22 protein-coding genes are annotated in these 24735 nt (G+C 58.7%); 3 read left to right on the top strand and 19 right to left on the bottom strand.

Annotated elements, in window-relative coordinates:
- Nucleotides 1-108: 108 nt before the first annotated feature.
- Nucleotides 109-1398 (top strand): O-antigen ligase family protein, encoded by a 1290-nt coding sequence (locus SE91_RS23010; RefSeq protein ID WP_061849228.1) that lies wholly within the window; start codon nt 109-111, stop codon nt 1396-1398.
- 155 nt (nt 1399-1553) lie between these two features.
- Nucleotides 1554-2474, top strand: a complete 921-nt coding sequence (locus SE91_RS23015; protein ID WP_156489738.1) for a hypothetical protein — start codon at nt 1554-1556, stop codon at nt 2472-2474.
- 135 nt (nt 2475-2609) lie between these two features.
- Here SE91_RS23015 and SE91_RS23020 read toward each other — a convergent pair whose 3' ends face one another.
- The 11 genes from SE91_RS23020 to SE91_RS23070 all read right to left on the bottom strand — a co-directional run bounded on the left by SE91_RS23020 (nt 2610) and on the right by SE91_RS23070 (nt 14808).
- Nucleotides 2610-3719 (bottom strand): glycosyltransferase family 4 protein, encoded by a 1110-nt coding sequence (locus tag SE91_RS23020; RefSeq protein ID WP_197489505.1) that lies wholly within the window; start codon nt 3717-3719, stop codon nt 2610-2612.
- A gap of 260 nt (nt 3720-3979) precedes the next feature.
- On the bottom strand, nt 3980-5002 hold the full coding sequence (locus tag SE91_RS23025) for a glycosyltransferase family 2 protein (RefSeq protein WP_061849231.1): 1023 nt from the start codon (nt 5000-5002) through the stop codon (nt 3980-3982).
- The gene (locus SE91_RS23030) at nt 4989-6206 is read right to left on the bottom strand and encodes a DegT/DnrJ/EryC1/StrS family aminotransferase (protein ID WP_061849232.1); all 1218 of its coding nucleotides are present in this window, start codon (nt 6204-6206) and stop codon (nt 4989-4991) included. The genes SE91_RS23025 and SE91_RS23030 overlap by 14 nt, the downstream gene beginning before the upstream one ends.
- Nucleotides 6203-7204, bottom strand: coding sequence for an NAD-dependent epimerase/dehydratase family protein (locus SE91_RS23035; RefSeq protein WP_061849233.1), 1002 nt, complete (start codon nt 7202-7204; stop codon nt 6203-6205). Before SE91_RS23035 ends, SE91_RS23030 begins: the two co-directional genes overlap by 4 nt.
- Nucleotides 7201-8370, bottom strand: coding sequence for a DegT/DnrJ/EryC1/StrS family aminotransferase (locus tag SE91_RS23040; protein ID WP_061851262.1), 1170 nt, complete (start codon nt 8368-8370; stop codon nt 7201-7203). Before SE91_RS23040 ends, SE91_RS23035 begins: the two co-directional genes overlap by 4 nt.
- Before the next feature lie 98 nt (nt 8371-8468).
- On the bottom strand, nt 8469-8981 hold the full coding sequence (locus SE91_RS23045) for an acyltransferase (protein ID WP_061851263.1): 513 nt from the start codon (nt 8979-8981) through the stop codon (nt 8469-8471).
- Between the two features lie 26 nt (nt 8982-9007).
- Nucleotides 9008-10483 carry an oligosaccharide flippase family protein gene (locus tag SE91_RS23050; protein WP_061849234.1) on the bottom strand — a complete coding sequence of 492 codons (1476 nt, stop codon included), beginning with the start codon at nt 10481-10483 and terminating at the stop codon, nt 9008-9010.
- 50 nt (nt 10484-10533) lie between these two features.
- The gene (locus SE91_RS23055; protein WP_061849235.1) at nt 10534-11595 is read right to left on the bottom strand and encodes a Gfo/Idh/MocA family protein; all 1062 of its coding nucleotides are present in this window, start codon (nt 11593-11595) and stop codon (nt 10534-10536) included.
- Nucleotides 11596-11630: 35 nt separating this feature from the next.
- Nucleotides 11631-12893, bottom strand: a complete 1263-nt coding sequence (wecC, locus tag SE91_RS23060) for a UDP-N-acetyl-D-mannosamine dehydrogenase (protein WP_061849236.1) — start codon at nt 12891-12893, stop codon at nt 11631-11633.
- Nucleotides 12886-14010 (bottom strand): non-hydrolyzing UDP-N-acetylglucosamine 2-epimerase, encoded by a 1125-nt coding sequence (gene wecB, locus SE91_RS23065; protein ID WP_061849237.1) that lies wholly within the window; start codon nt 14008-14010, stop codon nt 12886-12888. The genes wecC and wecB overlap by 8 nt, the downstream gene beginning before the upstream one ends.
- 3 nt (nt 14011-14013) lie before the next feature.
- Complete coding sequence (locus SE91_RS23070; protein WP_061849238.1) at nt 14014-14808, bottom strand: WecB/TagA/CpsF family glycosyltransferase; 795 nt, start codon at nt 14806-14808, stop codon at nt 14014-14016.
- 182 nt (nt 14809-14990) lie between these two features.
- On the opposite strand from SE91_RS23070, the gene SE91_RS23075 reads away from it, so the two are divergent.
- The gene (locus SE91_RS23075) at nt 14991-15878 is read left to right on the top strand and encodes a glycosyltransferase family 2 protein (RefSeq protein WP_061849239.1); all 888 of its coding nucleotides are present in this window, start codon (nt 14991-14993) and stop codon (nt 15876-15878) included.
- 16 nt (nt 15879-15894) lie between these two features.
- On the opposite strand, the gene SE91_RS23080 is transcribed toward SE91_RS23075, so the two are convergent.
- The 8 genes from SE91_RS23080 to rfbC form a co-directional block, all read right to left on the bottom strand.
- On the bottom strand, nt 15895-17067 hold the full coding sequence (locus SE91_RS23080; RefSeq protein WP_061849240.1) for a hypothetical protein: 1173 nt from the start codon (nt 17065-17067) through the stop codon (nt 15895-15897).
- Nucleotides 17068-17091: 24 nt separating this feature from the next.
- Nucleotides 17092-18408 (bottom strand): HlyD family type I secretion periplasmic adaptor subunit, encoded by a 1317-nt coding sequence (locus SE91_RS23085; RefSeq protein WP_061851264.1) that lies wholly within the window; start codon nt 18406-18408, stop codon nt 17092-17094.
- Nucleotides 18409-18515: 107 nt separating this feature from the next.
- A complete protein-coding gene (locus SE91_RS23090) occupies nt 18516-20729 on the bottom strand; it encodes a peptidase domain-containing ABC transporter (RefSeq protein ID WP_245318499.1) in 2214 nt (737 codons plus the stop codon).
- Nucleotides 20707-21027 carry a hypothetical protein gene (locus SE91_RS35490; RefSeq protein WP_082813788.1) on the bottom strand — a complete coding sequence of 107 codons (321 nt, stop codon included), beginning with the start codon at nt 21025-21027 and terminating at the stop codon, nt 20707-20709. The genes SE91_RS23090 and SE91_RS35490 overlap by 23 nt, the downstream gene beginning before the upstream one ends.
- Before the next feature lie 52 nt (nt 21028-21079).
- Nucleotides 21080-21967, bottom strand: coding sequence for a glucose-1-phosphate thymidylyltransferase RfbA (rfbA, locus tag SE91_RS23095; RefSeq protein WP_061849241.1), 888 nt, complete (start codon nt 21965-21967; stop codon nt 21080-21082).
- Nucleotides 21876-22853: a dTDP-4-dehydrorhamnose reductase gene (rfbD, locus tag SE91_RS23100; protein ID WP_245318500.1), complete on the bottom strand. Its 978-nt coding sequence runs from the start codon at nt 22851-22853 to the stop codon at nt 21876-21878. The genes rfbA and rfbD overlap by 92 nt, the downstream gene beginning before the upstream one ends.
- Nucleotides 22854-22863: 10 nt before the next feature.
- Complete coding sequence (rfbB, locus tag SE91_RS23105) at nt 22864-23922, bottom strand: dTDP-glucose 4,6-dehydratase (RefSeq protein WP_061849243.1); 1059 nt, start codon at nt 23920-23922, stop codon at nt 22864-22866.
- A gap of 14 nt (nt 23923-23936) precedes the next feature.
- Nucleotides 23937-24494 carry a dTDP-4-dehydrorhamnose 3,5-epimerase gene (gene rfbC / locus SE91_RS23110; RefSeq protein WP_061849244.1) on the bottom strand — a complete coding sequence of 186 codons (558 nt, stop codon included), beginning with the start codon at nt 24492-24494 and terminating at the stop codon, nt 23937-23939.
- Nucleotides 24495-24735: the final 241 nt, after the last annotated feature.

Consider the following 24735-nt stretch of genomic DNA (forward strand, 5'->3'; position numbering starts at 1 on the left):
GGTGACGCATGCTTGCTGGCGAGGTCAAAATTGTTAACGCAACCTATTAGGGGCAGGTCTTTAGGCCGCGCCGGCGCGGCTCAACCGCTGCCGGCCTCGAATGCACTGGTGGCTTATCTCCTCTTGATCGGAGTCGCCCTACCCTCCTCCATCACGGTCTACGTCGGAGGAGCAAAATTCATTCCGGCCCGGATCGCAATCTGTTTGCTGTTGCTACCGGCGTTGTTTCAGCTGTTTCGAAATCGAAGGATAGGCGCGCCTGATATCTGCATCTTCGCGGCAGCGACCTGGATGCTCGCGGCGGTAGCGCAGACGGACGAATCATGGTCCAACACAGCTGCCGTGGTACTCGAGTTTGCCGGCGGCTATGTATTGGCGCGCGCATATTTCTTCGAGCGCTTGCAATTAGAGACGTTTGTCCGCGTCCTGAAAGCTGTCACCATTTCAATCGTGTTGATGGCGGCTCTTGAACACCTCACGGGCTACAACATTCCCGAGTTGCTGTTGGGCATGCCGAACTCGGGTCACGAGTATCGATACGGATTGATGCGAGCCTATGCAACATTCCCTCATGCGATTCTGTATGGCACGTTCTGCGCCGTTGCGGGTGCAATCCTCTTGTACTCAGAGCGCACCTCGTCCGGCCGGATTATGTATGGCGGGATATGCTTGATTGGATGCTTGCTCGCGATGTCGACCGCTCCGCTGATGGCCTTTTCCATCGCCATAGCCGTCTATTGTTACGATCGCTTCATGTCCGCGTATCCATGGCGTTGGCAGGTCATACTCACAATCATGATCGCCTTCCTTGTTATCGTGTTTGCGACAGCCAACAAACCTGTCTCCTGGCTTGTTGCACACCTGACGCTCGATCCCGCCACCGGATACTTTCGAGTCGCTACATGGGATAATGCTCTGCACTACATTGGCCTCTCCCCATACGTCGGATACGGCTTTGCAAGCTATGCCCCGGAGGATTTCTTCGCAAACGCCTCAGCCGACGCCGTTTGGCTAACCATGTCCCTCCGCTTCGGCGTTCCAGCAACTGCGCTTTTGTTCCTGGCTAATATCGCCTCCTTCTACCGTTCCGGACCTTCCAGCGGGACCTGGCGCTTCACTGACCCGTGCATGAGCAACTTGCGCACGGGATTTACTCTGGCGCTTGCCTTGTTCATGTTTGTGGGTTTCACGGTTCACTATTGGAACAACATTTGGATACTCTGGGGTATCTGCATCGGAATCCGCGCTTCACTTCGGGAAGAATACTTCAAAGGAAATTTGAGCCCAGCTTTTGCTCATTGGCAAGGCGACAATAGAGAGGTCTTTGCCCAAACAGTTCCGGGAGTTTCTCGAATAGCAAGTCATCCATTGCGGGGAATAGATGGGGTTCGACCGTGACTCTCCTTCACCCCGCGGCATTTTTCGGAGCAGTGCTGGTCTTGCCGTCAATTCCCACTCAGATCCAGCAAAGGTCTATCGAGCATACTCGCGATGTAGCCGGCATTGCTCGTGCGTCCGACGGGGTGGACCAGACAGCCGGATCTCGCTGTACGATGCAGCATCCGAATCTATTGGAACGATATAGGATTCGTCCCAACTGGATGGTGGCGGGTGTTGACTATTGCGTCGGTTATCCAGCGAATGCCGTTCTCAAGGATCCTGCGACCATTTCAATGCCAGGAGTGCGCCTCGATAACGATGTCAAGACAATCACCGTCAAGGGAGATGACGTTACACTCGATGGTTATGATTTTAGCGGCTGGGCGGTCGTGACGACGGCAGCGAACACCAGCCTGATCAACTCGAAGTTCAATGGGCTGAATCCAGGAGGTCCGCAAACGAGTGTGATTACCGGCTCCCAGACATCGTCCAGTTTGCTCGTCAGCAATTGCACCATAGATGGCCTGAGCGGCGGCGGTCGCGCCCAATTTCTTATCGAAATGGAGGGTCCCGGCCTCACGGTCCAATATTCGTGGCTGAAGAACTCCAACTCGGACCTCATCGGTCGCCATGGCAAGAGTGGCGGCGACATTATAATCCGAAACAATCTCATGGAGCAGGCCGGCATGGGTGGCCCGGCCACCCATGGCGATTATCTCCAGGTTTACGGCCCCAACATAAATGCAATCCACATCCTTCATAACACCACCGTCCAGAACGGGGGAATTACCCAGGGTTTCTTTGCCGACAACACGAATTCGGCCGAGATCGCCTGCAACACGTTTACCGGGGCTATGAACTATTTCATCTCCGGATCCGGACCAAATACCCAGCCTGCCGCCCTGACCGGCACATTCAATGTGCACGACAACTATTTCGACCCGAGCCGCGTCAGCGGCCTGAGCTATCCGGTGTATGGGCCGAATGACCGCTACTCAAAGTCTATGTTCGCAAACAACGTGAACATGGTGACCGGCCGGATCGTGCAAGATGCTGACCGCGCGAAAGCCACGCCATGCCGCACGCATCCATAAGCTGAACTGCCGGGCCTCCGAAGCGCTATCAGTGCTTTTCCGAAGAGTCTGACGCCGCCTGGAACGCAGCCTTCGATACCGGGACGTACGAATTGCAGAAGCCCAGACTGGTAGTCCTGCATTCACCTGCCACTGCTAGGTGCAACCGCTTACTTTGTCTTGGATAAGTGTTGCCACTCGGGCAGCGCCAACATCTATTGCATGGCGGACAAGGACTTTTCTCTTGCCAGCGAGCCCCATCTGATAGCGAAGCCCTGCCGATGACAGCAATTGAATTATCCTGTCCGACATGTTCTCAACGCTAAGCTCCGGAACTACGAAGCCCGCGTCGGTCTCTACGAACTCTCGAGCGCCCCCTGCAGCGCCAAAGCAAACTACAGGCGATCCTTGCTGAGCCGCCTCCATCACGACCAAGGGGAATGGGTCTTCTCTTGATGTAAGGACAAATACGTCAGCGGCCTTGAAGTACGCTTCCGTATCTGAGGTAGCGCCTGTGAAGTGAACGACACCTCGAAGCGAAGACTTTGCAACTTGCCGCCGCATCGCATCGACTTTATCGGACGTGCCTCCAATCCACATAAAATGAACCGGTCCCTCCCGGTATTGCTGAACAACTCTGGCGGCGACTTCTAGAAAAATGTCCGTCCCTTTGCGAAAGCCAATGGAGCCGCATGCGCAGATCAGTTTAGCTTCCTCCGGTATACCTAGTCGTCTGCGCACTACCTGTTGTGCCGTCTCGGGCTCGGTTGTGCCGCGGGACTTCGGCACAAATCCATGGACAACCTCGATTCTGTTGGGTGAAATTCGCTGATCAAATACCAGACTATCTTTCACCGCCTGCGAAACAGCAATGTAGAGAGGTTTGCGCACTTCGAGACGAGCCATATTCTCGGTGCCCAACGCGTCTATCGCCCCAGCGAGCTCATGCACATGGCATATCACCGGACAATCAAGGAACGAAAGAAACTCAAGCATGTTTGCGCTTGCGACCGAGTTAACATAAATCAACTCAGGTTTGTCTTTGACATATGTCTCTCTGAGGCGTCTTAGATGGTTGGACCGATACCTGCCATGAAGATTCAGCCGGCGTATGCCCTTGTACCATATGGATGCGCTGGGTTCGAACGAATCGACCGTCCCAACGGCTGCAAAATCGTCGGTGAGTTCACCCGGCCTTCCGATCAGAACCCGCACATGCCCGTCTCGGTTTCGACGAAGCCATTTCAAGAAATTGAGCAGCAGCATCGGCGCTCCGGTCTGAGAGGCATCGTGACTCAGGAATAGGAGTGATCCGGCCATCGTCGCTTCCAACTCTCAATTGCCTACGCGCGACAAGAATACATTTACTGGGCAGCTACCGAAGCGCCTCAGACCCATATGGCGTGACGAGCATTCGGACTGCGTCTCCGAAACTTCGACCGATCACGCGCCGCCTGCGGGAAACTTACGGCGACCGGCGAGTTCCTCGATTCATCGCGTCGGCCTCCATCGGTTTGTCGCGATGGTTACATACCTTGTCGTTGCGAGGCGCCTTCCTGCTTCAGGTGTAAACCCAATGCACGCGCGACACTGCTTCGTATCGCGGAGAACGCTCGTTGGCGTCCTTCAGGACCCGGAACTTTAAATAGACGCCAAAGCGGGGGGCGGCGACTCAATTGGGGTTCCATGCTAAAGGCCTCTCGGATTAGCTGAACACCGTCTTTGGGCCGTCCGCGCCGAAGCAATAGAATGCCATGATTGAATACTCGTTCGGCCAACGCCCGTCGGGCTACAGCTTGCAACCCGAGCGACACACCGGCGCGGTTCCCGTACAGCTCCCAAAAACTGTCGAACGTCAGTTGGCACTGTCGATAATCGGAGAGCATCTCGGCGAAATATGCATTCGACATCGCCGCCTGATGCTTCCTGTAGATTGCTTGCATGGCGTCGATGCGCGCCACCGCTCCGTGCGCCGCGAACCGAAGCCACATCTCCATATCGCCGGCATGGGGTAATGACGGCCGGTATCCACCGATTGCCTTTTGCGTTCTCGTCCGCACGATGGCGGTTGGCGTGGGTACGACGTTCGTCGCCGTCGTGCAGATCTCTTTCAAGAGATCATGGCGGCTCCAGGTGTATTCTTGGCCGGGAACCATGCGCGGCATCGGATTTTCATCGTGCCAGCTCAAGCATTGTCCGTACGTCATCACGACGTCCGGATTGTTTTCCATGACGTCAACAGCCCGCTCAAGCGCCCCCGGCAGGAGCAGGTCATCTGCGGATAGCAGCAAGAAATAGTCGCTGGCGGCCCACTCGATGCCCTCATTGAACGTTGCAATATGCCCTCGGTTGTGCGCATGCCCGATCACATGGACGCGCTTGTCGGCGGCGGACAGGCCGTTTGCCACCTCCAAGGACTCGTCTGAAGAAGCGTCATCGATCACCAGAACTCGCACGTCCTTGATTGACTGATCGAGAACGCTGCGGACGCAGTCGGTGAGATAGCGAGCGTAGTTGTAACAGGGTACGAGGACGTCAACCTTGGCCATGCTCCTCCTTCTCCCTCAGGGAGTCACATTGGGTACGGCTCCGCTGACTGCTTCGCAAAATGGATGCGTTCGCTAGCGCAAGTCGGAGGCATTCTGTGACGCGAAGCTGCTCTGCCTCGCTCATCTGCGCATAGATCGGCAGCAGGATTGCACGATCCTGTGCCAGTTCTGATTGACGGAGATCGTGGCGCTGCTTTGCCTGCGCGTAGGGCGGCTCGCGATGTGAACACATAATGCCGCGTCTCGTGGCGATGCCCTGATCGAGCAGGCTTTGCATCACTGAACGCTGGTCGATCCGACCCGGCAGGCGCACACAATAGCTCTGCCAATTTGACCGCGCCCACGTTGGCTCGAAAGGCAATTGCATTCCCTCTATGTTCCCGAGCACCTTGGTGTAATAGGATGCCAGCCTCCTTCGGCGAGCGACGAGCTGCGGAAGCCGCTCCAGCTGCTTGCGCCCGATCGCAGCCTGCATGTCCGTCATTCGAAAATTGTATCCGGAAACCAGGTACTCTTCGAAGATCACCTGCGAAGAGCCATGCCTCACCGTATCGGGAACGCTCATCCCGTGCTGGCGCAGGAGCCTGAATTTGCGGTCGAGTTCGGCATCTGCAGTGGTTAGCATCCCTCCCTCGCCTGTCGTGATCACCTTGCGGGGATGAAAGGAAAAGCAGGCGATCCGTCCGTGCGGCTTGCCGATCCGCTCCCAATTCTCCTTGATCTGGATCTCGCTGCCGGCGGCACAGGCAGCGTCCTCGATCAGAGTGATGCCATGACGATCCGCCACGGCCGTCAGGGCTGACAAATCGCACGGCATGCCCATTTGGTGAACTGCGATAATCGCGCGCGTGCGCGGAGTAATCGCATCCGCCAGCCGGCGGGGGTCTATGTTGTAGGTCTCCGGATCGACATCTACAAAGATGGGCACAGCGCCCTGATTTCGGATCGAATTGGCCGTTGCGATGAAAGAATGGCTTGCTGTGATGACTTCGTCGCCGGGTCCGACGTCCAGCGCCGCCAACGCAAGTTGCAGGGCCGTCGTACAGTTGGACACGGCACACGCAAAAGGCGCGCCGACGAAAGCGGCAAATTCACGCTCGAAAGCTGCCACTTGCGGACCCTGTGACACCCATCCGGAGAGGACGGCTGCTCGCGCCGCATCGGCTTCTTCCTCCGCAAGGAGTGGCATTGCGATAGGAATCATGATGCTGCCGCCTGGCTCTGGTCGCCGGCGGCGAGCTCGCGTTCAGCCCGCCACCATTTCACCAGATCTCCAAGCCCCTGTTCAAGCGAGACGGCGGTACGGAAGCCCAGCAGACGTTCCGTCTTTCCAGTCGAGGCTAGCCGGCGCGGCACCGGATTGACCGAACGTTCCGGCGCGAATTCGGGCATCATTCTGGGCTGCCCCATGACGGAAGCGAGGGCCTGGGCAAGCTGCACCAGGCTCGTTTCGGTCCCGCTGCCTACGTTGAACACCTCGTCGGTCACCTTGGCCCGCGCTGCCAGTATGTTTGCACGGGCCACATCGCGCACATGCACGAAATCCATGGTTTGTTGGCCATCGCCAAAGATGACCGGCGGCAGACCGGCTTCGAGCCGCTCCATCCAGCGGATCAGCACCTCGGTGTAGCGCCCGTGAATGTCCATGCGGCTGCCATAGACGTTGAAGTAACGGAACGCCACGTAGTCGAGGCCGTACATGTCGTTGAAAGTGCGGAACAGGCCTTCGTTAAACGCCTTTGCGGCGCCATAGAGAGTTCGGTTGTCGTAGGGATTCTGTCGCTCGGTCGTCGGGAACTCCTCCGCCATACCATACACGGATGCGGAAGACGCCGCGATCACCTTCTCGACGTCGTGCTTGACGCAGAGCTCGAGCAGGTCGAACGTGGCATCCACCATGACTTCCTTGGCCAGGCGGGGCTCAGCGGCGCAGTGCGTGATCCGCAGCGCTGCTTGGTGAAATACGATATCGGCCGCCTTAACCAGCGCTCCCATGAGCTTGTTGTCGCGTATGTCGCCGTGGACGAGCCGTACCGGCCCGCGCCCCAGCGCTCGCCGCAGATTCGCCGGCCGGCCTCGCACCATGTTGTCGAGGGCGACAATCTCGATGCAGCCTTCGTCGCACAGAAGGTCGACGATATGGGAGCCGATGAATCCCGCTCCGCCCGTAACCAAAATGCGTTTGCCCTTGAGATCGATCAAGACGCCCTCCTGTTTATGGGTCCTGCCGGAATTTGTTCCCGCTCGCCGTGCAGATCCCGAGCGAATTCCAGCGGCGCGACTCTCTTGAGAGTGGAGACGACCTCGGCAACCTGCTCCGGCAAAAGCTCAGGATAGATGGGAAGCGAGAGAAACTCGTTCGCCAGCAACTCCGTGACGGGAAGATCGCCTGGTTGATAGCCAAGCTCCGCATATGCCTTTTGCAGATGAACTGGAACCGGATAGTGAATCCCGACGTCGATGCCGGCATCGCGCAGCGATCTGATCGCATCGTCGCGCCGTGACAACCTGACGGCATATACGTGATAGACGTGGCGGCTGTACCAGGGCGGCTGGGGGCACGCCAATTGAATATCTGACAGGAGTGTATCGTATCGCTCCGCGAGAGAACGGCGCGCGTCCGTCCAGGACTCGATGTGATTCATCTTGACGCCCAGCACCGCGCCCTGGATGCCGTCCATGCGGTAATTGTATCCGGCAACGACGTGCTTGTACTTGGCCTCCTGCCCCCAGTCCCGCAGCAATGACACACGACGCACAAGGTCAGGCTGATCGGTCACGACTGCCCCACCCTCGCCAAACGCGCCGAGATTCTTGCCGGGATAGAAGCTGAAGCACCCCAGATCGCCGATCGAGCCGGCGCGGCGGCCCTTGTACTCCGCACCATGCGCCTGTGCCGCATCCTCGATGACGACCAGACCATGACGACGGGCAATGGACATGATCGGATCCATGTCCGCCATCAATCCGTGCAGGTGAACCGGTATGATCGCCTTCGTCCGCGGCGTTATCGCTGCCTCGATCAAGGCAGGATTCATCGTCCACGTATCGGGATCGACATCGACGAACACCGGTTTGGCACCGCTGTAAAGAATGGCCGCCGTTGTCGCGACGAACGTCATCGAAACCGTGATGACTTCATCGCCGGCGCCTATTCCGGCCGCGAGCAGCGCAAGGTGAAGTGCCGACGTGCCGCTGTTCACCGCACGGCAGTGAGAGGTCCGGCAATACTCGGCGAAACGTTCCTCGAACGCCGACACGTCGGGGCCAAGCACGAAGTTCGCACTTCCGATGACCCGCTCCACCGCTGCGTCGATCTCAGGCTTGATCTTGGCGTATTGCGCTTTCAAATCCAGGAAAGGAATCAAGGTCAAAACTTTCAGGTAGCCGCGCTGCATTTAAATTAGTTTAAATCTCATTATCATATTAAATCAACAGTCAATATGCGATAACTCCCTTTAATAGTTTACGGCGATAGCCCGGCAACGCGTTCACGCCGCAGAGCCGGTGCTACGTCAGCGAACAGCGGTCGCGCAGGCACTCCAGCCACAATCGCGCCCGGCGGCACGTCCCTCGTCACCACCGCGCCGGCTCCGATGGTCGCGCCGGCGCCGATCGTCACACCACACAGAACGGTCGCATTCGAGCCGATGGATGCGCCTCTGCAGACACGGGTGCGCTGCAAGGTCCAATCAGAGGCGCCTTGCGGCCGGCCATCAGCCGTGGTCGCCCTTGGGTGCTTGTCGTTCGTAAACATGACCCCATGACCGACGAACACCTCGTCCTCGATCGCGACGCCTTCGCAGACGAAGCTATGCGAGGAAATCTTGCAGCGCGCGCCGATCGTGGCGCCCTCTTGGATTTCGACGAAGGTACCGATTCTCGTCTCATCACCGACCGTGCAACCGTAAAGATTGACCAGTTCCGGATGAAAGATCCTGACATCGCGGCCGAGCTGTACATCATCTTTAATCGGCATCTTCGTCTCCATAAAGTCCCAAGACCTCAAAGGGCCGAACGCGACAGTCGCAGCCTTGGCGCAAGGCGGGCAAGGTCCGCCACCACCTGATGAAGCTGATTCAGCAAGGGATGGCCGGTCAATAGCAGCCCCAGCCACCAGCAAAGCGCCGCAGCACAGGTTGCCAAAACGAGCCCGGCCAGGGGGCTCAGCACCCCCGCTTCTATCAACGTCGCACAGCCGGCGACACCGAATGCAGTTGCCACAGTGACGATTACGCTCCCTTTCAGCGCCTGCACCAGATCCTTTAGTCCAAAGCGCAAGTGCCGTCCGATGAAGTAGATTGCGACTGCGGCCTGAAAAGGCAGCGTCACAAGTGCCGCTCCCGCGACCGCCTGCACACCGAAGAAGGATGCGCCCAGAAGGACGAGAAGCGACGGCGGTAGCGAGATGCAAGAGGAGATCAAGGCGTCCCGAACGCTTCCGACGGCGACGAGCACCGGATAACTCAAGCACGCCGCAAAAAGTGCCATGTTCGCGAAGCACAGCAGGCGCACCAGCGGCACGATCTCCAGCCAGGTCGGACCGAGCCAGATCGCAATGATCGGCCGGGCCATGAAGGCCACGAATATCAGGAAGGGCCATTGGGCGACGGAAAGCAGTTGGATCGCCTCGAGGTAAACAGCCTTCAAGTCCTCGCCGGCCTTCCGCCTGGCGACAATCGCCGGCATGATGACGGGACTCAAGACCTGCGTGACCATCCTGTCGAACACTTGAGTGAGATTGATCGCGCGGCTGTACAGACCGACGGAGACAAAATCAAGAATTCTGGCCAGAAATAGCTGAGGCGCCAAATTGTAGAAGATGTTGATGACGCCTACCCCGCTGGAATAGAGGCCGAAGCTGACGACGTCGCGGTAGGCGAGAAGCGAAGGTCGCAGCGCGCTTAGGTCGCGATGGCCTGCCAGTAACGCCAGAGCAAGAACCACGCTTCCTGCCAAACCACCCCAGACCGGGGCCATATAGCTCAATCCGGCTATCGCAAGGCCAACCGAGGTCACAGCGGCTGCCACGCCAGACAGCAAATTGCATATGGCCACCGTTCCGAAACGCATGTCCCTTCGCAATAAGGCAGAAATCGTCCCGGAAATCGGCAACAGCAGAAAATTCAGGGCTGAGACCTCGATGGCTTCCTTGAGGCTGTCCTGAGCGAACAACAGCGCCAAGCTGTCAGCGAAGACGAACAGAAGAAGGACAAGCGCGCCCGAAATGATTAGCGTGATGGTGAAGGCCGAGCGGACATCCTCAACCGACAAGTCGCGCTTCTGGATCAGATAATTTCCGCCTCCAAACTCCTGAAACGAGGCCGCAATGATCAATGCGATGGCGTTGGCGACCGCATAGACTCCGAATTCCGCCGGTGACAACAAGCGAGAAAGGACCGCGGTGGCCACGAAGAATACGACAAGGCTGCCGTAGCGGTCGGCCGCGGAAAGCAGAATGGAACGTTGGACCGAGTTCATCGCGAAACCGTCGCTTGTCGGCTCATGGCAATGCCCGCTGGCATCAGGATCTAGGCCGTCGCGCGGGCGCGCTCCCGAACCAGCTGCGGTTGCTTGAGGAGGACCGGCTTGCCGTGCTCCGCGATCGAGCGCGACGCCGCCTCCAGGACTTCGATGACCCGCAATGCGGAGGTGCCGTCGGAGATCGGCCGGCTACCGCTGCGCACACAGTCCAGAAAATGCCCGACTTCCGTCTGCAGCGCCTCATGGGGCGCGATATGCGGAGCCCACATGTCGCCGGCACGATATCCAATTCGGAACTGGTGTGCGTCCTCGGTGCTCGCATCGAGCGTGATTCCCTTGTCGTAGACCTTGATCTTCTCGGTCGGCTCGAGGTCGTCGTAGACGATCATTTTCTTGCTGCCGCCGATGAAGGTCTGGCGTACCTTGACGGGCGAGAGCCAGTTGACGCTCACGTGGGCCACACATGCGTTGGCAAAGAACAACGTGATATGCGCCATGTTCTCCGGCGAGCCCGCAACATGGCACGATCCGGTCGCCGAAACCGCGACCGGCTCCTCGTCCAGGATATGGTGGATGATCGAGATGTCATGCACCGCCAAATCCCAGATCACGTTGACGTCTTTCTGAAATAGGCCGAGGCTCGACCGCGTGCTGTCATAATAGTAGATATCCCCGAGCTCTCTCTTCAGGAGCAGCTCACGGATCTTCTGAACCGCAGGGGTGTAGAGAAAGGTGTGATCGACCATCAGCGTCAATCCGCGCCGGTCGGCCTCTTCGATCAAATGCATGGCCTGCACTGCGCTCGATGCGAGGGGCTTCTCGACCAGCACGTGCTTGCCGGCCCGCAAAGCCGCAAGCGCAAGCTCGTAATGCGTGCGCACCGGCGTCGCGATTGCGATTGCATCGATGGAGCTATCCTTCAACAGATCGTCATAGCGTGTTGTCGTCTCTACCGCAGGGTAGAGCTGTCCAATCGCACCGAGCCTGCCCGGCTCCAGGTCGCTTACGCTGACGACGCGCGCGGAGGGATTGACCGAGAAATTGCGGACGAGATTGGGGCCCCAATAGCCATAGCCCACGACCCCGATTCCCAGCTGACTGTCTCGCATGCTAACCTCGAACCATTTGGGAGTTGCTGTGTGCCTTACGTCCGCGCCGGCATATCCTGCCATATGCCTCGCGTATCGATGACGTCCAGATGTCGACGCTCGGACAACGGCACCATTCTGAACTCATCATGATCGACAAGGAGAACCGCAATCTCGCAACTGCGCAGGGCTTCCTCGATGTTCATGAATGCGACGCGATAGTCGGCCAATTGAGGCGGCAAGCGACGCAAGTTCGGCTCGACGACCTTGATCCGCTCGCCGTATTTCGCCGCGAGATGCGTTGCGATCTCCATCGCCGGGCTTTCACGCAAGTCGTCGACATTGGCCTTGAATGTCAGTCCGCAACAGGCGACGTTGGCATAGGGATGATCGTCGATCAGCGCCTCCGCGCGCTCGATGATCTTGTGCGTCTTGGCGTTGTTCACTTCACGGCTTGTTCGCATCACACGCGCAAGGTCCGGGGCAGAATCGATGATGAACCAGGGGTCGACCGCAATGCAGTGCCCGCCCACGCCCGGTCCGGGGCGTAGTACGTTCACCCGCGGGTGGCGGTTGGCGATATCGATCACCTCCCAGACATTGATGTCGAACCTGTCGCAGATCAACGAGAGCTCGTTCGCAAATGCGATGTTGGTATCGCGATATGCGTTCTCGGTGAGCTTGACCAGTTCCGCCGCGCGCGCCGTGGTGCCCACGCAAGCACCGCGAACGAACATCTTGTAGAAGCGCTGAGCGAGCCGGGTGCAGGTCGGTGTGATACCGCCGATGCACCTGTCATTGTTGATGAGTTCGGTCAATATCCGCCCCGGCAGCACCCGTTCGGGGCAATAGGCGACGTAGATCGCTCCGTCCTCCTTGCCGTTCACCCCGATGTGCAGGTCCGGCCTGCGCTCCACGATCCGCTTTGCGATCGCTTCGGTCGTTCCGATCGGCGATGTCGATTCGAGAATGACAAGGTTGCCAGGCGTGAGGAGATCCACGATGCTGTCGACTGCGGCATTCACGCTCGACAGGTCGGGGCGGCTCTCGCGATCGATAGGTGTCGGTACAGCGATGATGAAGACGTCGGCCGGCTGCGCCGTTCTGGACGTCGTCAGAGCGCCACTCGACACGACCTTGGAGACGAGACCGTCGAGATCCGGCTCCGCAATGTGAATCTTGCCAGATGCAACGGTCTCGACGATCCGCTCGTTCGTGTCGATACCGACTACCTGCAATCCCCGGCTCGCGATCAGCGCAGCCGTCGGCAGTCCAATATAGCCAAGTCCAACGACATTGATCTTTCTGAATTCAGGCATCGAGGAGCACCTTCACGATCCGCTCGCTCGCGTGACCATCACCGAAGGGATTGTGCGAACGCGCCATGGCAGCATAAGTCTCGTCATCGTCGAGCAGACGAAACGTCTCGCCAACGATCCTGTCGTAGTTCGCACCGACCAGCCGCGCCGTTCCCGCTTCCACTCCTTCGGGGCGCTCGGTGGTATCGCGCATCACCAGGACAGGCTTACCGAAGGTCGGAGCCTCCTCTTGGACGCCGCCTGAATCCGTCAGGACCAAATGCGAGAGCGACAGCAGGCTAACGAAATCGGTGTACTCCTGGGGAGAAATAAGGACGACCCGCGGGTGATCCGACAGCCGGGCCGCAAACAGGTCGCGGACGTTCGGATTCGGGTGCACGGGAAGCACCACCGCGACGTCCTCCCTGCGCAGGATCGTCTCCAATGCGTTCACGATGTTGGCGACGCCGCCTCCGAAGTTCTCCCGGCGGTGGCAGGTCACCAGGATGATGCGCCGATTGCCATGGCGCTGCTTGATGCCGTCCCAGCGGCTCGACAGATCTGGATCGGACTCGACCATGGCTTTCGCGAGAATGAGAGCATCCACCACCGTATTGCCGGTGACGTGGATACGGTCATCCGAAACGTTTTCAGAACGTAGCGCGCGCGCGGCACGCTCTGTCGGAGCAAAATGTTGATCGGCGATCGAACCGACGATCTTGCGGTTCACCTCTTCGGGCCAGGGCGCGAAGATGTCGCCGCTGCGAAGTCCCGCCTCAATGTGCGAGACCGGTATACGGTGATAATAGGAGGCCAATGCGCCCGTCATGGCGGTCGCCGTGTCACCTTGGACGATGACCCTGGTGGGCTTCACCTTTTCGAGCAACTCGCCGATCTGCCCGAGCAGCCGAGCAGTAAGGTTATCCAGCGTCTGGTTGGTCGTCATGACATTCAGATCGAAATCAGGGACCACCTTGGCCAGCTTCAGCACCTGATCGAGCAACTGTCGATGCTGCGCGGTGGCACAAATCGTCAGGGAAATGTCCTTACGATTCTCCGCCTTGAGCCGGTTGATAACGGGAAAGAGCTTGATCGCCTCAGGCCGTGTTCCCAGAAGGATGAAGAAATGCTTGTGCACGCGTCACCCTCCGATCCGGCTCGGACCCGGCGGCACGGCACCCGGCGCGTGAAGTGCATGTTGAAGCGTCTGCTTGATCAACGCTTGCGCCAGGACAACCGCAAACAGCGTGTTCGTCTTGGCGTATCGCCACCACATCCGTCCGGGCTCCTGATAGATGCGGTACAGCCATTCCAGACCGAGCTTCTGAATCCGTACCGGCGCGCGCCGAACGGTGCCTGCTAAGACGTCGAACGCCCCGCCCACCCCCATGATGAAAGGCACGCTCAGATCGTCGCGATGAGCAGCGAGAAATCGTTCCTTCCGAGGCGTCGGCATACCGATAAAGAGGCAGTCGGCCCCGCTGGATTGGATGTCCCGGACGACGTCGTCCTCTTCCTCGCGCTTGAAATAGCCGTCGTGCCAGCCGGCAAAAGCGAGTGAAGGATACCTCTCGCAGGCGGCCTGCAGGGCTTTCTGCAGAACGGCGGGAGTAGCGCCCAGGAAATAGGGCTTAAAGCCTTCCTGCGCACATGTGGCGAGCAGCTCGGCAAGGAGATCGACGCCGGCAACCCGCGATGGCGCCCGCAGCCCCAACGCTCGAGCACCCCAAAGAATTCCCATCCCGTCGATACCGACTATATCGCTGTTGGCAACGTCGGCTGCGAGTACGGCGTCAGACCGCATGTTGACGAGTTTGGCGACGTTGAGTGCCACGTGCTGCAGTCGCCGCCGGCTGCGCATGGCGCCGCGCGCCAGATCGATTGTTTCCGCCATCGTCAGCAGATCAACTGGGCATCCCAAAAATGACGCGCGCATCGAAACCCAACTCCCAGTAAAATATACAAATTTTAACAGTTTGCATTTAACTTTATTATCGAGATAATACGCATCCAATATTTAATTGCAAGATTTAAAATCAAGCAGTCGCGTCATTTGCTGCCGACATCCTCAGCCCGGTGCCAGGCGACCACGGCCTAATTAAATGAAGGATTTAACTGATGATCTCCGTCATTATTCCGCACCTCAACCAGCCTGACGCGCTCGGGGCCTGCTTGCGAAGCCTGAATGCACAGACGCTGCGTCGGGACGCGTTCGAGATCATCGTGGTGGACAACGGCTCGACGACGCCCCCGGTGGACGTCGTAGCCAATCATCCCGGTGTACGGTTGGACTACGAACCGCGTTCAGGCCCTGGCCCGGCGCGAAATGCAGGCGTGGCTGCTGCCAAAGGCGAGATCTTGGCCTTCATCGACGCGGATTGTAGAGCTCATCCGGATTGGCTGAGCAGCGTGCTGAAATGGTCTTCGTTATCGCCAGCTGGCACGGTTCTCGGTGGCGACGTTCGCATCTGGCGGCCGGACGACGCCGAGCTCGACGCCATTGCAGCTTATGAGAGCGTCTTCGCTTATCGCTTCAAGCTCTATATCGAGCGCCATGGCTATTCCGGAACCGGCAACATGGCGGTGTTTCGGCGCGACTTCGATCGTGTCGGTCCTTTTGCGGGCATCGACGTCGCCGAAGATATGGAATGGGGAAAACGTGCGCTGCGCGCGGGACTTCGGTTTAGATACACCCCTGAAATGATCGTCTTCCATCCAGCCCGGAGCTCGCTCCAAGAGCTTTACGCCAAATGGGATCGACACATCGCGCACTATCGAAACATGGCGGAAGCGAAACCGGTCTGGCAATTGCGCTGGATCATGCAAGCGTTGTTCGTCTTCGCGTCCCTCGCACCAAACGCTGTGACCGTGCTCACCAGTGACCGCCTGCATGGTGGCAGTATCCGCCTCAAAGCCATCGCCGTATTGTGTGCTGTCCGAACGCACCGCGCCATGACGATGCTCTCGCACCTACGAGGCCGGCGGGCGGTCGCTTGGAATCGTTAGCGAAGGAGCAATGCTGTCAGGTGTCGCCGAAGGCACGATTGTGCGTCAGCTCCGGCAAGTCAGTGCGCTGGCCGAATGACCACAGGATCCAACCCAGTTCGTAGCTGCGGCATTCAAGCCTGACCCCGACGTCGGCGCTGTCGATCAGCCGCGCCTCGCTTCCGGTCCAGGCGTTCCTGAGTGCGCGCACCATCCGCGGCGCCTTTGTCGTCAATTCACCCTTTCGAACCTGCGAGCGGATGGTCAAGCTCAGCTCAGGCACGAGCATGGTCCGGCCCAGCTGGTTATGGCCAAATACCCAGTTGAAGCCCTTGACCAGAGCCTCCCGCGCCCCCCGCCGCCCGAAGCGCTCGGCCCATTCCAACAGTGCCGGGGCCATACCATACTGATGGACCGAATAGACCTCATAGAAGTCGAGAACGCGGCCGGTCAGCGCGTCGAAAAACCAGGGCCATTCGCCTTGCGGGCCTTGAAGCGCGATCAGATTCCGCACACAGGTATCGGCCATGATGAGCGCGGACGCCTCGCCGGCGAACTCGCCATATTGATAGCAGGCAATCGAGAGATATGTCTGCGTGGCAAAGGACGAAAATCGTCGCCGAAAGCCGAACGGCGCATCGAAGAACAATCCGGATTCACTATGGAAGCGTTCTTTCAAAAAGCGATAGAGCGGCCCGGCGTGGCACCACCACTCGCTCTCGCCTGCCCTTGCCTGGGCGACGATCCCCGTGAGCAGCATGCCGAGGTCTTGGGCACGGAGGCTCTTCCACCGGGATTCGTTGGCAAGAAACGCCTTCAGCTCGCGTTTGACCGGGTCCGGTAGCTCGAGGCCGAGCTCGGCACCACTCCATAGAGCCATACCGAACGCATATTTGCGCACCGGAAGCTTTGTGAGTTGTGTAACGTTGCGTTGGAATACTTCAGGAAGGTCAATGCCATCTGGCACCTCGGGGATGCGCGACATTCCGAGCAGAACATTGAGGGTATAAAATACGTCGCTGTTTGGCACCGACTCGTTGGGCGAAGAACGTCCGTCGAGATGATAGATATGCGACCATCGGCGGTGCTCAGGTAGCCAACAACGTTCAAGCCCGTTGAGCGCATAGTTCACCAGCGGTGAATTCTCCGACAGTTTACCTGCGGCGGTTGGCACCACCAGCCTTACCCCACAATTCGGACTAATGATCATGATAAATCGCCATCCTGAGCCAAGTTAGTATTCACGGATGCTTTCATCCAATCCGCGCAATAGCGGGTAGAGGAAATAGGAAATCACGGTGCGCTTGCCGACCTTCAGCTCGGCGGTCACTGCCATACCCGGAATCAGTTGAATGCGCTCAGCCGGCAGCCGAAGGTGCGTGTCCGACAAATCGACCAGTACGCGGTAATAGGGGGCTGGCGCGCGGCGCGCACCTTCGGCCTTCGTATCCGGCGAGAACGTATCCTGACTGATGACGCGGACTTCCCCCGTTGCAGTTCCATACTTCTGGAAAGGAAATGCTTCAAACTTGATACGGACTGCCTGCCCCAGCGCGACCTGCCCGATATCCCGACCCTCGACGTTGACTTCCGCCTGAAGCGGCACGTCACGGGGAACCAGGACAAACAGCGTTTCTGCTTCGCGAACCACCGAGCCGACCGTTCTGCTTGCGATGTCGAGCACCACCGCATCTGCCGGCGCCTGAAGAACGATCAGCTGTCGACGAAGTTCGGCCTTCTTCAATTCCTCTGCCGCGCTATTGCGCTTCGGCAACGTCTCCACCAGCTCCTGAAACGCGGTGCGACGAAACTCCTCGGCAAAGACCTTCTGGTCTGCACGGGCCTTCTCCAGCCGATGCGTCGTATCGGCGATACTGCCGCGAACACGCGCCAGATTGCTCTCAACGTCGAGCCGTGCATCACGAGATAGTAGAAAGTTCAACCTCGAACCGACCTCCTTGTCCATCAACGTGGTGCGCATGGCCTCGATCGAACGCATCGTATCGAGCCGCTGAAGGAGTACTCCCTCCTCTTCCTGCGCCGTCTTCAGATTGGCCCGAGCCGACGCGATCTGGGCGTCGTAGTTCTGGATCTGCGCCTCATAGGCGGCTTTCCTCTGCAAGAACAACTTTCCCTGGAGAATCTGATCTGCACTGGTGAGGTCCTTGACTGTATACTCGGCCCCGTTCAGTTCGGCGCCCAGGCGATCGATCGACGCATCGAGCCCAGCCACTCTGCCGCGCAATTGGTCGAAATCCGCCTGTGAAAAGGTGGGATCGAGGGTCGCCAGAAGATCGCCGCGGTTGACGCGATCACCGGCCTTGACGTGGATCTCGCGTATGACGGACGTTTCCAGAGGCTGCACGACCAGGTTGGGACGTGTCGTGGTCAATTTCCCCTGCGCCGTGACGATCATCTCGACTTGCGAAACGGACGCCCAGGTGACCGCGAAGGCAATCAGTGCAAGTAAACCGTAGAGGGTGATCCGAGCGAGCCGCGGGGGCGCTTGCTGCTCGACCTCGGTTGCATCCGATTGAAACTCGGCGACCACTGGCATTCGCCGAGTCGTCGGCCTGAATGGCTTTTGCCGTCGCTCGACTGATCTGGCGGGAACCAGACCGTCCGGCTTGGCATCCGTGCGTGTTTGCGTCTTCTCCTTCATGCGATCTGCTTCATCTGTTGATTCCACAAATGCCTGTAGATGGTGCATTTCGACAGGAGATGATCGTGGCGATCCACGTCGACGATCCGGCCGCGGTCCATCACCAGGATCTGGCTCGCTTCGGTCAGCATCGACAGCCGATGCGAGACGATGATGACGGTGCGCCCTGCCGCCAAACGACGGAGATTGCGCCTGATGATCATCTCGCTTTCGGAATCAAGTGCGCTCGTGGCCTCATCGAGGATCAATATCCGTGGATTGACGATCAGCGCTCTCGCTATCGCGAGCCGCTGCTTCTGCCCGCCGGACAGGTTCGAGGCGTCTTCCTCGAGCTGCGTGTCGAAGCCTCGTGGCAACCGCTCGATGAACTCGTCAGCGCCGGCGAGCTGGGCCGCAGCGACGACCTCGGCAAAGGTCGCATCACGTTTCACACAGGCGATATTGTCGCGGACCGTTCCACGGAACAGGAAATTATCCTGCAGGACAATGCCGAGGTTTCGGCGCAGATGTGCCAAATCGAGCTCCCTCGCATCATACCCGTCGATACGCAAGAGCCCCTGCTGCACCGGATACATGCCCGAGATCAGCCGTGTGAGCGTCGTTTTGCCAGAGCCGCTCCGCCCGACGATCCCGAAGATCGAACCCGGCTCGACGGTGAAAGAGACATCTTCGAGCGCCGGCGCTCCTTCAGCTCCGTAACGAAAAGAAACACTCTCGAACTCGATTTTTCCGGCAAAGTCAGGCCGCAGCCCATCTTTCTTACCATCACGCTCCGACGCTTGATTCATGACCTCGCCGAGCATCTTCACGGCGAGAGCAACTTCCTGGTACTCGTGCACCATGGTCACGAGTTGAACCAATGGTCCGGAGACCCTTCCGGCCAACATATTGAAGGCGACCAGCGCACCGATCGTCATTTCGCCAGCGAAGACATCGAGTGCTCCGAGCGCTATGATCCCAAGCGTCATGAGTTTTTCGAGAAACCCGGTGAGCGCCTGGGCGCCTGCGGAAATCTTCTCGACACCAAAGCGCATGGCCACGGACTGTGCACAGCGGTTATCCCAAACCCCGCCCTGCACGGGCTCCATTCCGAGCGACTTCACGGTGCGCATACCGTGAACTGTTTCGACTAGCAGAGCCTGCCGCGCCCCTTCGGCCTGGTAAAGATCGTAAAGACGTCGCCGGAAAGGCCCCATCAGCAGGCCGACGACAGCACCGCTGGCGGCGGTGAATGCGAGAACCATCAGCGTCAGCTTGACGCTGTACAGCGCAAGGACCGGCAGGAAGACAGATAGCGAGAGCGCGTCGAGGCTCGTCAAGAATAGTCGCCCGGTCAGAAATTCTCGGATGCGGGCCGCTTGCTGCATGTGCTTGACCAGCACGCCTGCGGCCATGTGCTCGAAGAAAGTGACCGGCAGCCCGAGAAGATGCGCGAAGGTCTTCGTGGCAACTCGAATGTCGACCTTGTTCGTCGCATAGAGCAGCAGGTAGCGCCGCAGAAAACCGAATATTGCGTCAAAGACAAGTGCTACGGCCGCTCCTGCCGCAAGTACGTACAGCGTGGTGAAGCTCTCATGAACCAGGACCTTGTCGATGACGAGTTGGAAAAAGATCGGAATAACGAGGCCCAAAGCGTAGAGCAGGATGGCAGCAATCGCGACATCCCTGAACAATCGCCATTGACGAAGCAACTCCGGTACGAACCACCGTAGACCGAAACTCCTCCGACCATCCCGAGCCGACTGCTCGCGCTTGACCAGGATCGTGTCACCGGCCCATCGGGCACAGAATCGGTCCCTGTCGACAATCAAGACCTCGTGCTTGCGGTCGGCGAGCGGATCGAAGATACAGACGAGATCAGAGCCATCGGCGCCCCGTTCCGTACCAAGAACCACGATGCAGTTGCCATTGGTAAGCCGAACCAGCGCCGGATAGGCCTCACCGAGGCGTATCAATGCGCCCCAATCCAGTTTCGTGCTTTTCGCGCGCAGGCCCGCATCCCTCGCCATGCGCAACAGGAGACGCAACGACGGCGGAACGGCCACGGCGTAGGCGTGCTTCAGGCGTTCGACCGGCAGGTCGATACCATGATGCCCGGAGATCTTCGACAGGCATTCCAATGCCGTCTGCGTCGCCAGCCCCGGCGTGCCTGCCGTGTGGTCGTTCGCGCCGTCAGCGGCGGCGATTTCAGCGGAAATTTGAAGAGACATTCACAGGCCGTGTGTTAGGCGTCCCCCCATCACGTGCTCCCGACGTGGCATTTTGCACCTCAACTGGTGGGGTCCTACGCACGACACCCGCGTCTACCAGACCCTGCAGTGCCTTCTGCATCACGTCGATCGAATTGGCGAAGGATTCGACCGAAAAGATCAGTCGCTGAGAAAGCACTCGCTTGGGGGCATTGTTGGCGTCGCGTTCGGTTGGTGAAAGACTGACCAGATCGACGCGAACGATGGTTCCGCTGACGGTGATTTCTTCGATTCCATCGGTATAAAGTTCGGGGTGCATATATGTCTCCTATGCTGCGAGCTGCGGTCTAAACATCAGGGGCTCAGCACCGCTATTGGGACGCAAATTGCGGGAGCGCCGTGATTTCGCTCAGATATTTGCCATAGCCACTCTTCTCCAGCGGTCGCGCCAGCGCGAGAAGTTGATCCCGATTGATGAAGCCGAGCCTGAAGGCGACCTCTTCAAGACAGGCGATCTTCATTCCCTGCCGCTTCTCCAGGGTCTGCACGAACGTACCTGCATCGATGAGAGACTCGACCGTGCCGGTGTCCAGCCAGGCAAAACCCCGCCCCATACGCTCGACGTGGAGCGCACTTGCCGAAAGATAGCGCATCTGAAGATCGGTGATCTCGAGTTCGCCGCGCGGTGACGGCTCGACGCGGCGAGCGTACCGAACGACGCGATTGTCGAAGAAATACAACCCCGTGATCGCCCAGTTCGAAGCCGGCCGTTTGGGTTTCTCCTCGATCGATACCGGGCGGTCCGCCGCATCAAACGCGACCACGCCATATCGTTCAGGGTCTCGGACGTGATAGGCAAAAACCGTCGCTCCTTCCTCACGTCCTGCCGCCCTGGCAAGCAGATCGCTCAGGCCATCGCCAAAGAAGATATTGTCCCCGAGCACCATCGCGACACGATCGTCTCCGATGAAATCGGCACCAACTATGAAGGCGTCCGCGAGACCGGCGGGACGTATTTGTTCCGCGTAGCTGAGCCGAATGCCCCATTGGCTGCCGTCACCCAGCAACAACTCGAACTGACACCGGTCAGAGGGCGTGGTGATGATCAGAATTTCACGAATCCCCGCCAACATTAGCGTCGACAGGGGATAATAGATCATTGGCTTGTCATAGATCGGGAGCAACTGCTTGCTGACCACGCGCGTGATCGGATAAAGGCGCGTTCCGCTGCCGCCGGCCAACACGATTCCCTTCAGCATCGGTTTCTCCCAGTTGCTCCAGACAAGCTTTCAATGCATGGCGCCACGGCGCCAATCGAATCCCGAACACGCGTTCGGCCTTGGATGAGTCGAGGCGCGAATTCCGAGGTCGGCGGGCAGCGGTCGGAAACTCCTCCGTCGTGATCGCCTCCAGCGCCGGAACTCTCGCTCCGAGACGGGAACGCTCAGAGAAGATTGCTCGTGCGAAGTCGTGCCAGTTCGTCTCACCTTGGCCCGCGAGATGAAAGATGCCGGCCGTCGCCCTGCGATCGTCCATTACCGACCGCTCTGCGATCTGAAGGACGGCCTCCGCGAGATCGAATGCAGAGGTCGGATTGCCATGTTGGTCACTGACCACCCTGACAATCTGCTGCGTCTCACACAGTCGCAGCATCGTTCGGACGAAATTGCTGCCATAGGGGCTGTAAAGCCACGAGCACCTGATCACGGTCGCGAGGGGGTGCGCTGCCAGTACAGCAGCTTCGCCGGCCAGCTTCGACGCTCCGTAGGCGTTCAGCGGTGCGGGAATGTCGCTTTCATCGTATGCATCTGGCTTCGAGCCGTCGAACACATAGTCGGTCGAATGATGAATGAGCGGGATATTCATCTGCCATGCGACATCCGCCAATGCCGCCGCACCATCGCGGTTGACGCTGAACGCCTTCGCCGTCTCAGTCTCGGCCTGGTCGACCGCCGTATAAGCGGCCGCGTTGATGATCGCGGACGGCCCGATTGAAGCAATGAGCTTGTCAATCCCCTCGCGGTTCTCCAGATCCAGTTCCGGGCGCCCGAGAGCCACCACGGGCAGACTGCGCATTGCGGCAAGTTCACGAAGACACCTTGCCAACTGACCATTTCGGCCGGCAATGAGGATCGGTCGCACCATCGTCTTCACCTCAGTGTTGGGAGGCCAGGAGACCGAGACGCGAGCCGTCATAGGCGCCGCGACGGGTACGCTCCCACCACGCACGATTCTTGAGATACCAGCCGACGGTCTCCGCCAGCCCCTGTTCGAAGGTTCTCGTCGGCTTCCAATCGAGCTCCCGACGTGCCTTTGACGCATCGATTGCGTATCGCGCATCATGCCCCGGACGATCCGGCACGAATGTGATGAGAGATCGTCTTGTGCCCGTCGATGGAGACAATCGGTCCAGCACGTCACAGATCTGGGTGACGACCTCCATGTTGGATCGCTCCGCATCTCCACCGAAATTGTACTTCTCGCCCGGTTTCCCTTCGTGCAGCAGTCTTATCAAGCCGGCCGCATGATCATCGACGTGAAGCCAATCGCGAATATTCTTGCCGTCGCCGTAAACCGGTAAAGGCTTTCGGTCGATCGCGTTGAGGATCGTCAGCGGGATGAGCTTCTCGGGGAACTGGTACGGCCCGTAGTTGTTCGAGCAGTTCGATACGATAACCGGCAAGTCATAGGTTCGAAACCACGCGAGCGCGAGATGGTCCGATGCGGCCTTGCTCGCCGAATACGGCGAGCTCGGTCTATAGGGCGTGTCCTCCCGAAACAAATCGTCCGGGCCCAACGAGCCGTAGACTTCGTCTGTCGACACATGGACGAAGCGAAACTGCTTCCGCCTCGGAAGCGGCAGACGTTCGTAGTAGGTTCTGGCGGCCTCCAGTAGCGTGTAGGTGCCAACTATGTTGGTGTTGACGAATGCGCCGGGTCCGTTGATCGAGCGATCGACGTGGCTCTCTGCCGCCAAATGGATGATCGCATCCGGCTCGTAGTCGGCGAACGCAAGATCGATGACCTCCCGATCACAGATGTCGGATTGCAGGAACGAATAGGGCTCCAGTCTCTCGACGTTGGCAAGCGAGGCCAGATTGGCTGCGTAGGTCAGTTTGTCAACGTTGATCACTGCGGCACCGGTCTGCAGCACCAAACGACGACACACCGCAGAACCGATAAAGCCTGCTCCGCCAGTCACCAAGATACGCATCTACTCGCCCTCCATCAGTCGAACACGCAACCGAGTTGGCTCAGCGCAGGAAGGATCTGGTCCTTCGGCGACAACTGAGCCTCTGAGGTTGTCACGGGCCACTCAATCTCTAGCGCTGGATCGGCCCAATAGACGCCACCGTCATGGCTCGGGGCGTAGACCTGGTCGACCTTGTAGAGGACGACGGTATTGGCTTGCAGCGTGCAAAAGCCATGCGCAAAACCTTTTGGGATGAAAACCTGCTCGCCGCTTTCACCATCCAGCTGGATGGCGATGTGCCTGCCGAAACTCGGCGATGAACGCCGGAGATCCACCGCGACGTCGAGAATGGCGCCGCTCAACACCCGTATCAGCTTGGCCTGCGCGAAAGGCGGACGCTGAAAGTGCAGGCCGCGCACCGTGCCGATGCGCTTCGAGCTGGACTGATTATCCTGAACAAAGTCATGGAGGATTCCCTTCTCCGCAAAGGTCGAGCGCTGGAAAGTCTCGGAGAAATAGCCGCGGGCGTCGGAAAACCGATCCGGGCGAATTACTTTGACATCAGGGATCGCCAAGGATCGTAATTCCAGCATCGACTACTCTCCTGCCCTTCCAAACACGAATTTGGCTTCGATGCGGCAGGCCATAATGCACGGAATTAATATTCCGCCGCTCTCGTCTCGGGCCCGGACGCTCGATTTAATTTTGGCCAGAATCATCAATTACATCGTAAACCTCGGAAATACCTCAACTTTAACGACATCGACTTGCGCGGATTTGGCGCGTCGGGATTTTTCTCTTGCGGCTACTAATATATGATTTATTTAATTTGGC

Source organism: Bradyrhizobium sp. DOA1, from assembly GCF_001593325.1.
Classification (GTDB): Bacteria; Pseudomonadota; Alphaproteobacteria; order Rhizobiales; family Xanthobacteraceae; genus Bradyrhizobium.

Bases quoted from the DNA above. Each gene is read 5' to 3' on its own strand.
- SE91_RS23015 (WP_156489738.1), top strand. From the start codon at position 1,554: ATGCAGCATCCGAATCTATTGGAACGATATAGGATTCGTCCCAACTGG.
- SE91_RS23020 (WP_197489505.1), bottom strand. From the start codon at position 3,719: ATGCTGCTGCTCAATTTCTTGAAATGGCTTCGTCGAAACCGAGACGGG.
- SE91_RS23025 (WP_061849231.1), bottom strand. From the start codon at position 5,002: ATGGCCAAGGTTGACGTCCTCGTACCCTGTTACAACTACGCTCGCTAT.
- SE91_RS23030 (WP_061849232.1), bottom strand. From the start codon at position 6,206: ATGATTCCTATCGCAATGCCACTCCTTGCGGAGGAAGAAGCCGATGCG.
- SE91_RS23045 (WP_061851263.1), bottom strand. From the start codon at position 8,981: ATGCCGATTAAAGATGATGTACAGCTCGGCCGCGATGTCAGGATCTTT.
- SE91_RS23050 (WP_061849234.1), bottom strand. From the start codon at position 10,483: ATGAACTCGGTCCAACGTTCCATTCTGCTTTCCGCGGCCGACCGCTAC.
- SE91_RS23055 (WP_061849235.1), bottom strand. From the start codon at position 11,595: ATGCGAGACAGTCAGCTGGGAATCGGGGTCGTGGGCTATGGCTATTGG.
- wecC (WP_061849236.1), bottom strand. From the start codon at position 12,893: ATGCCTGAATTCAGAAAGATCAATGTCGTTGGACTTGGCTATATTGGA.
- SE91_RS23070 (WP_061849238.1), bottom strand. From the start codon at position 14,808: ATGCGCGCGTCATTTTTGGGATGCCCAGTTGATCTGCTGACGATGGCG.
- SE91_RS23075 (WP_061849239.1), top strand. From the start codon at position 14,991: ATGATCTCCGTCATTATTCCGCACCTCAACCAGCCTGACGCGCTCGGG.
- SE91_RS23080 (WP_061849240.1), bottom strand. From the start codon at position 17,067: ATGATCATTAGTCCGAATTGTGGGGTAAGGCTGGTGGTGCCAACCGCC.
- SE91_RS23090 (WP_245318499.1), bottom strand. From the start codon at position 20,729: ATGTCTCTTCAAATTTCCGCTGAAATCGCCGCCGCTGACGGCGCGAAC.
- SE91_RS35490 (WP_082813788.1), bottom strand. From the start codon at position 21,027: ATGCACCCCGAACTTTATACCGATGGAATCGAAGAAATCACCGTCAGC.
- rfbA (WP_061849241.1), bottom strand. From the start codon at position 21,967: ATGCTGAAGGGAATCGTGTTGGCCGGCGGCAGCGGAACGCGCCTTTAT.
- rfbD (WP_245318500.1), bottom strand. From the start codon at position 22,853: ATGGTGCGACCGATCCTCATTGCCGGCCGAAATGGTCAGTTGGCAAGG.
- rfbB (WP_061849243.1), bottom strand. From the start codon at position 23,922: ATGCGTATCTTGGTGACTGGCGGAGCAGGCTTTATCGGTTCTGCGGTG.
- rfbC (WP_061849244.1), bottom strand. From the start codon at position 24,494: ATGCTGGAATTACGATCCTTGGCGATCCCTGATGTCAAAGTAATTCGC.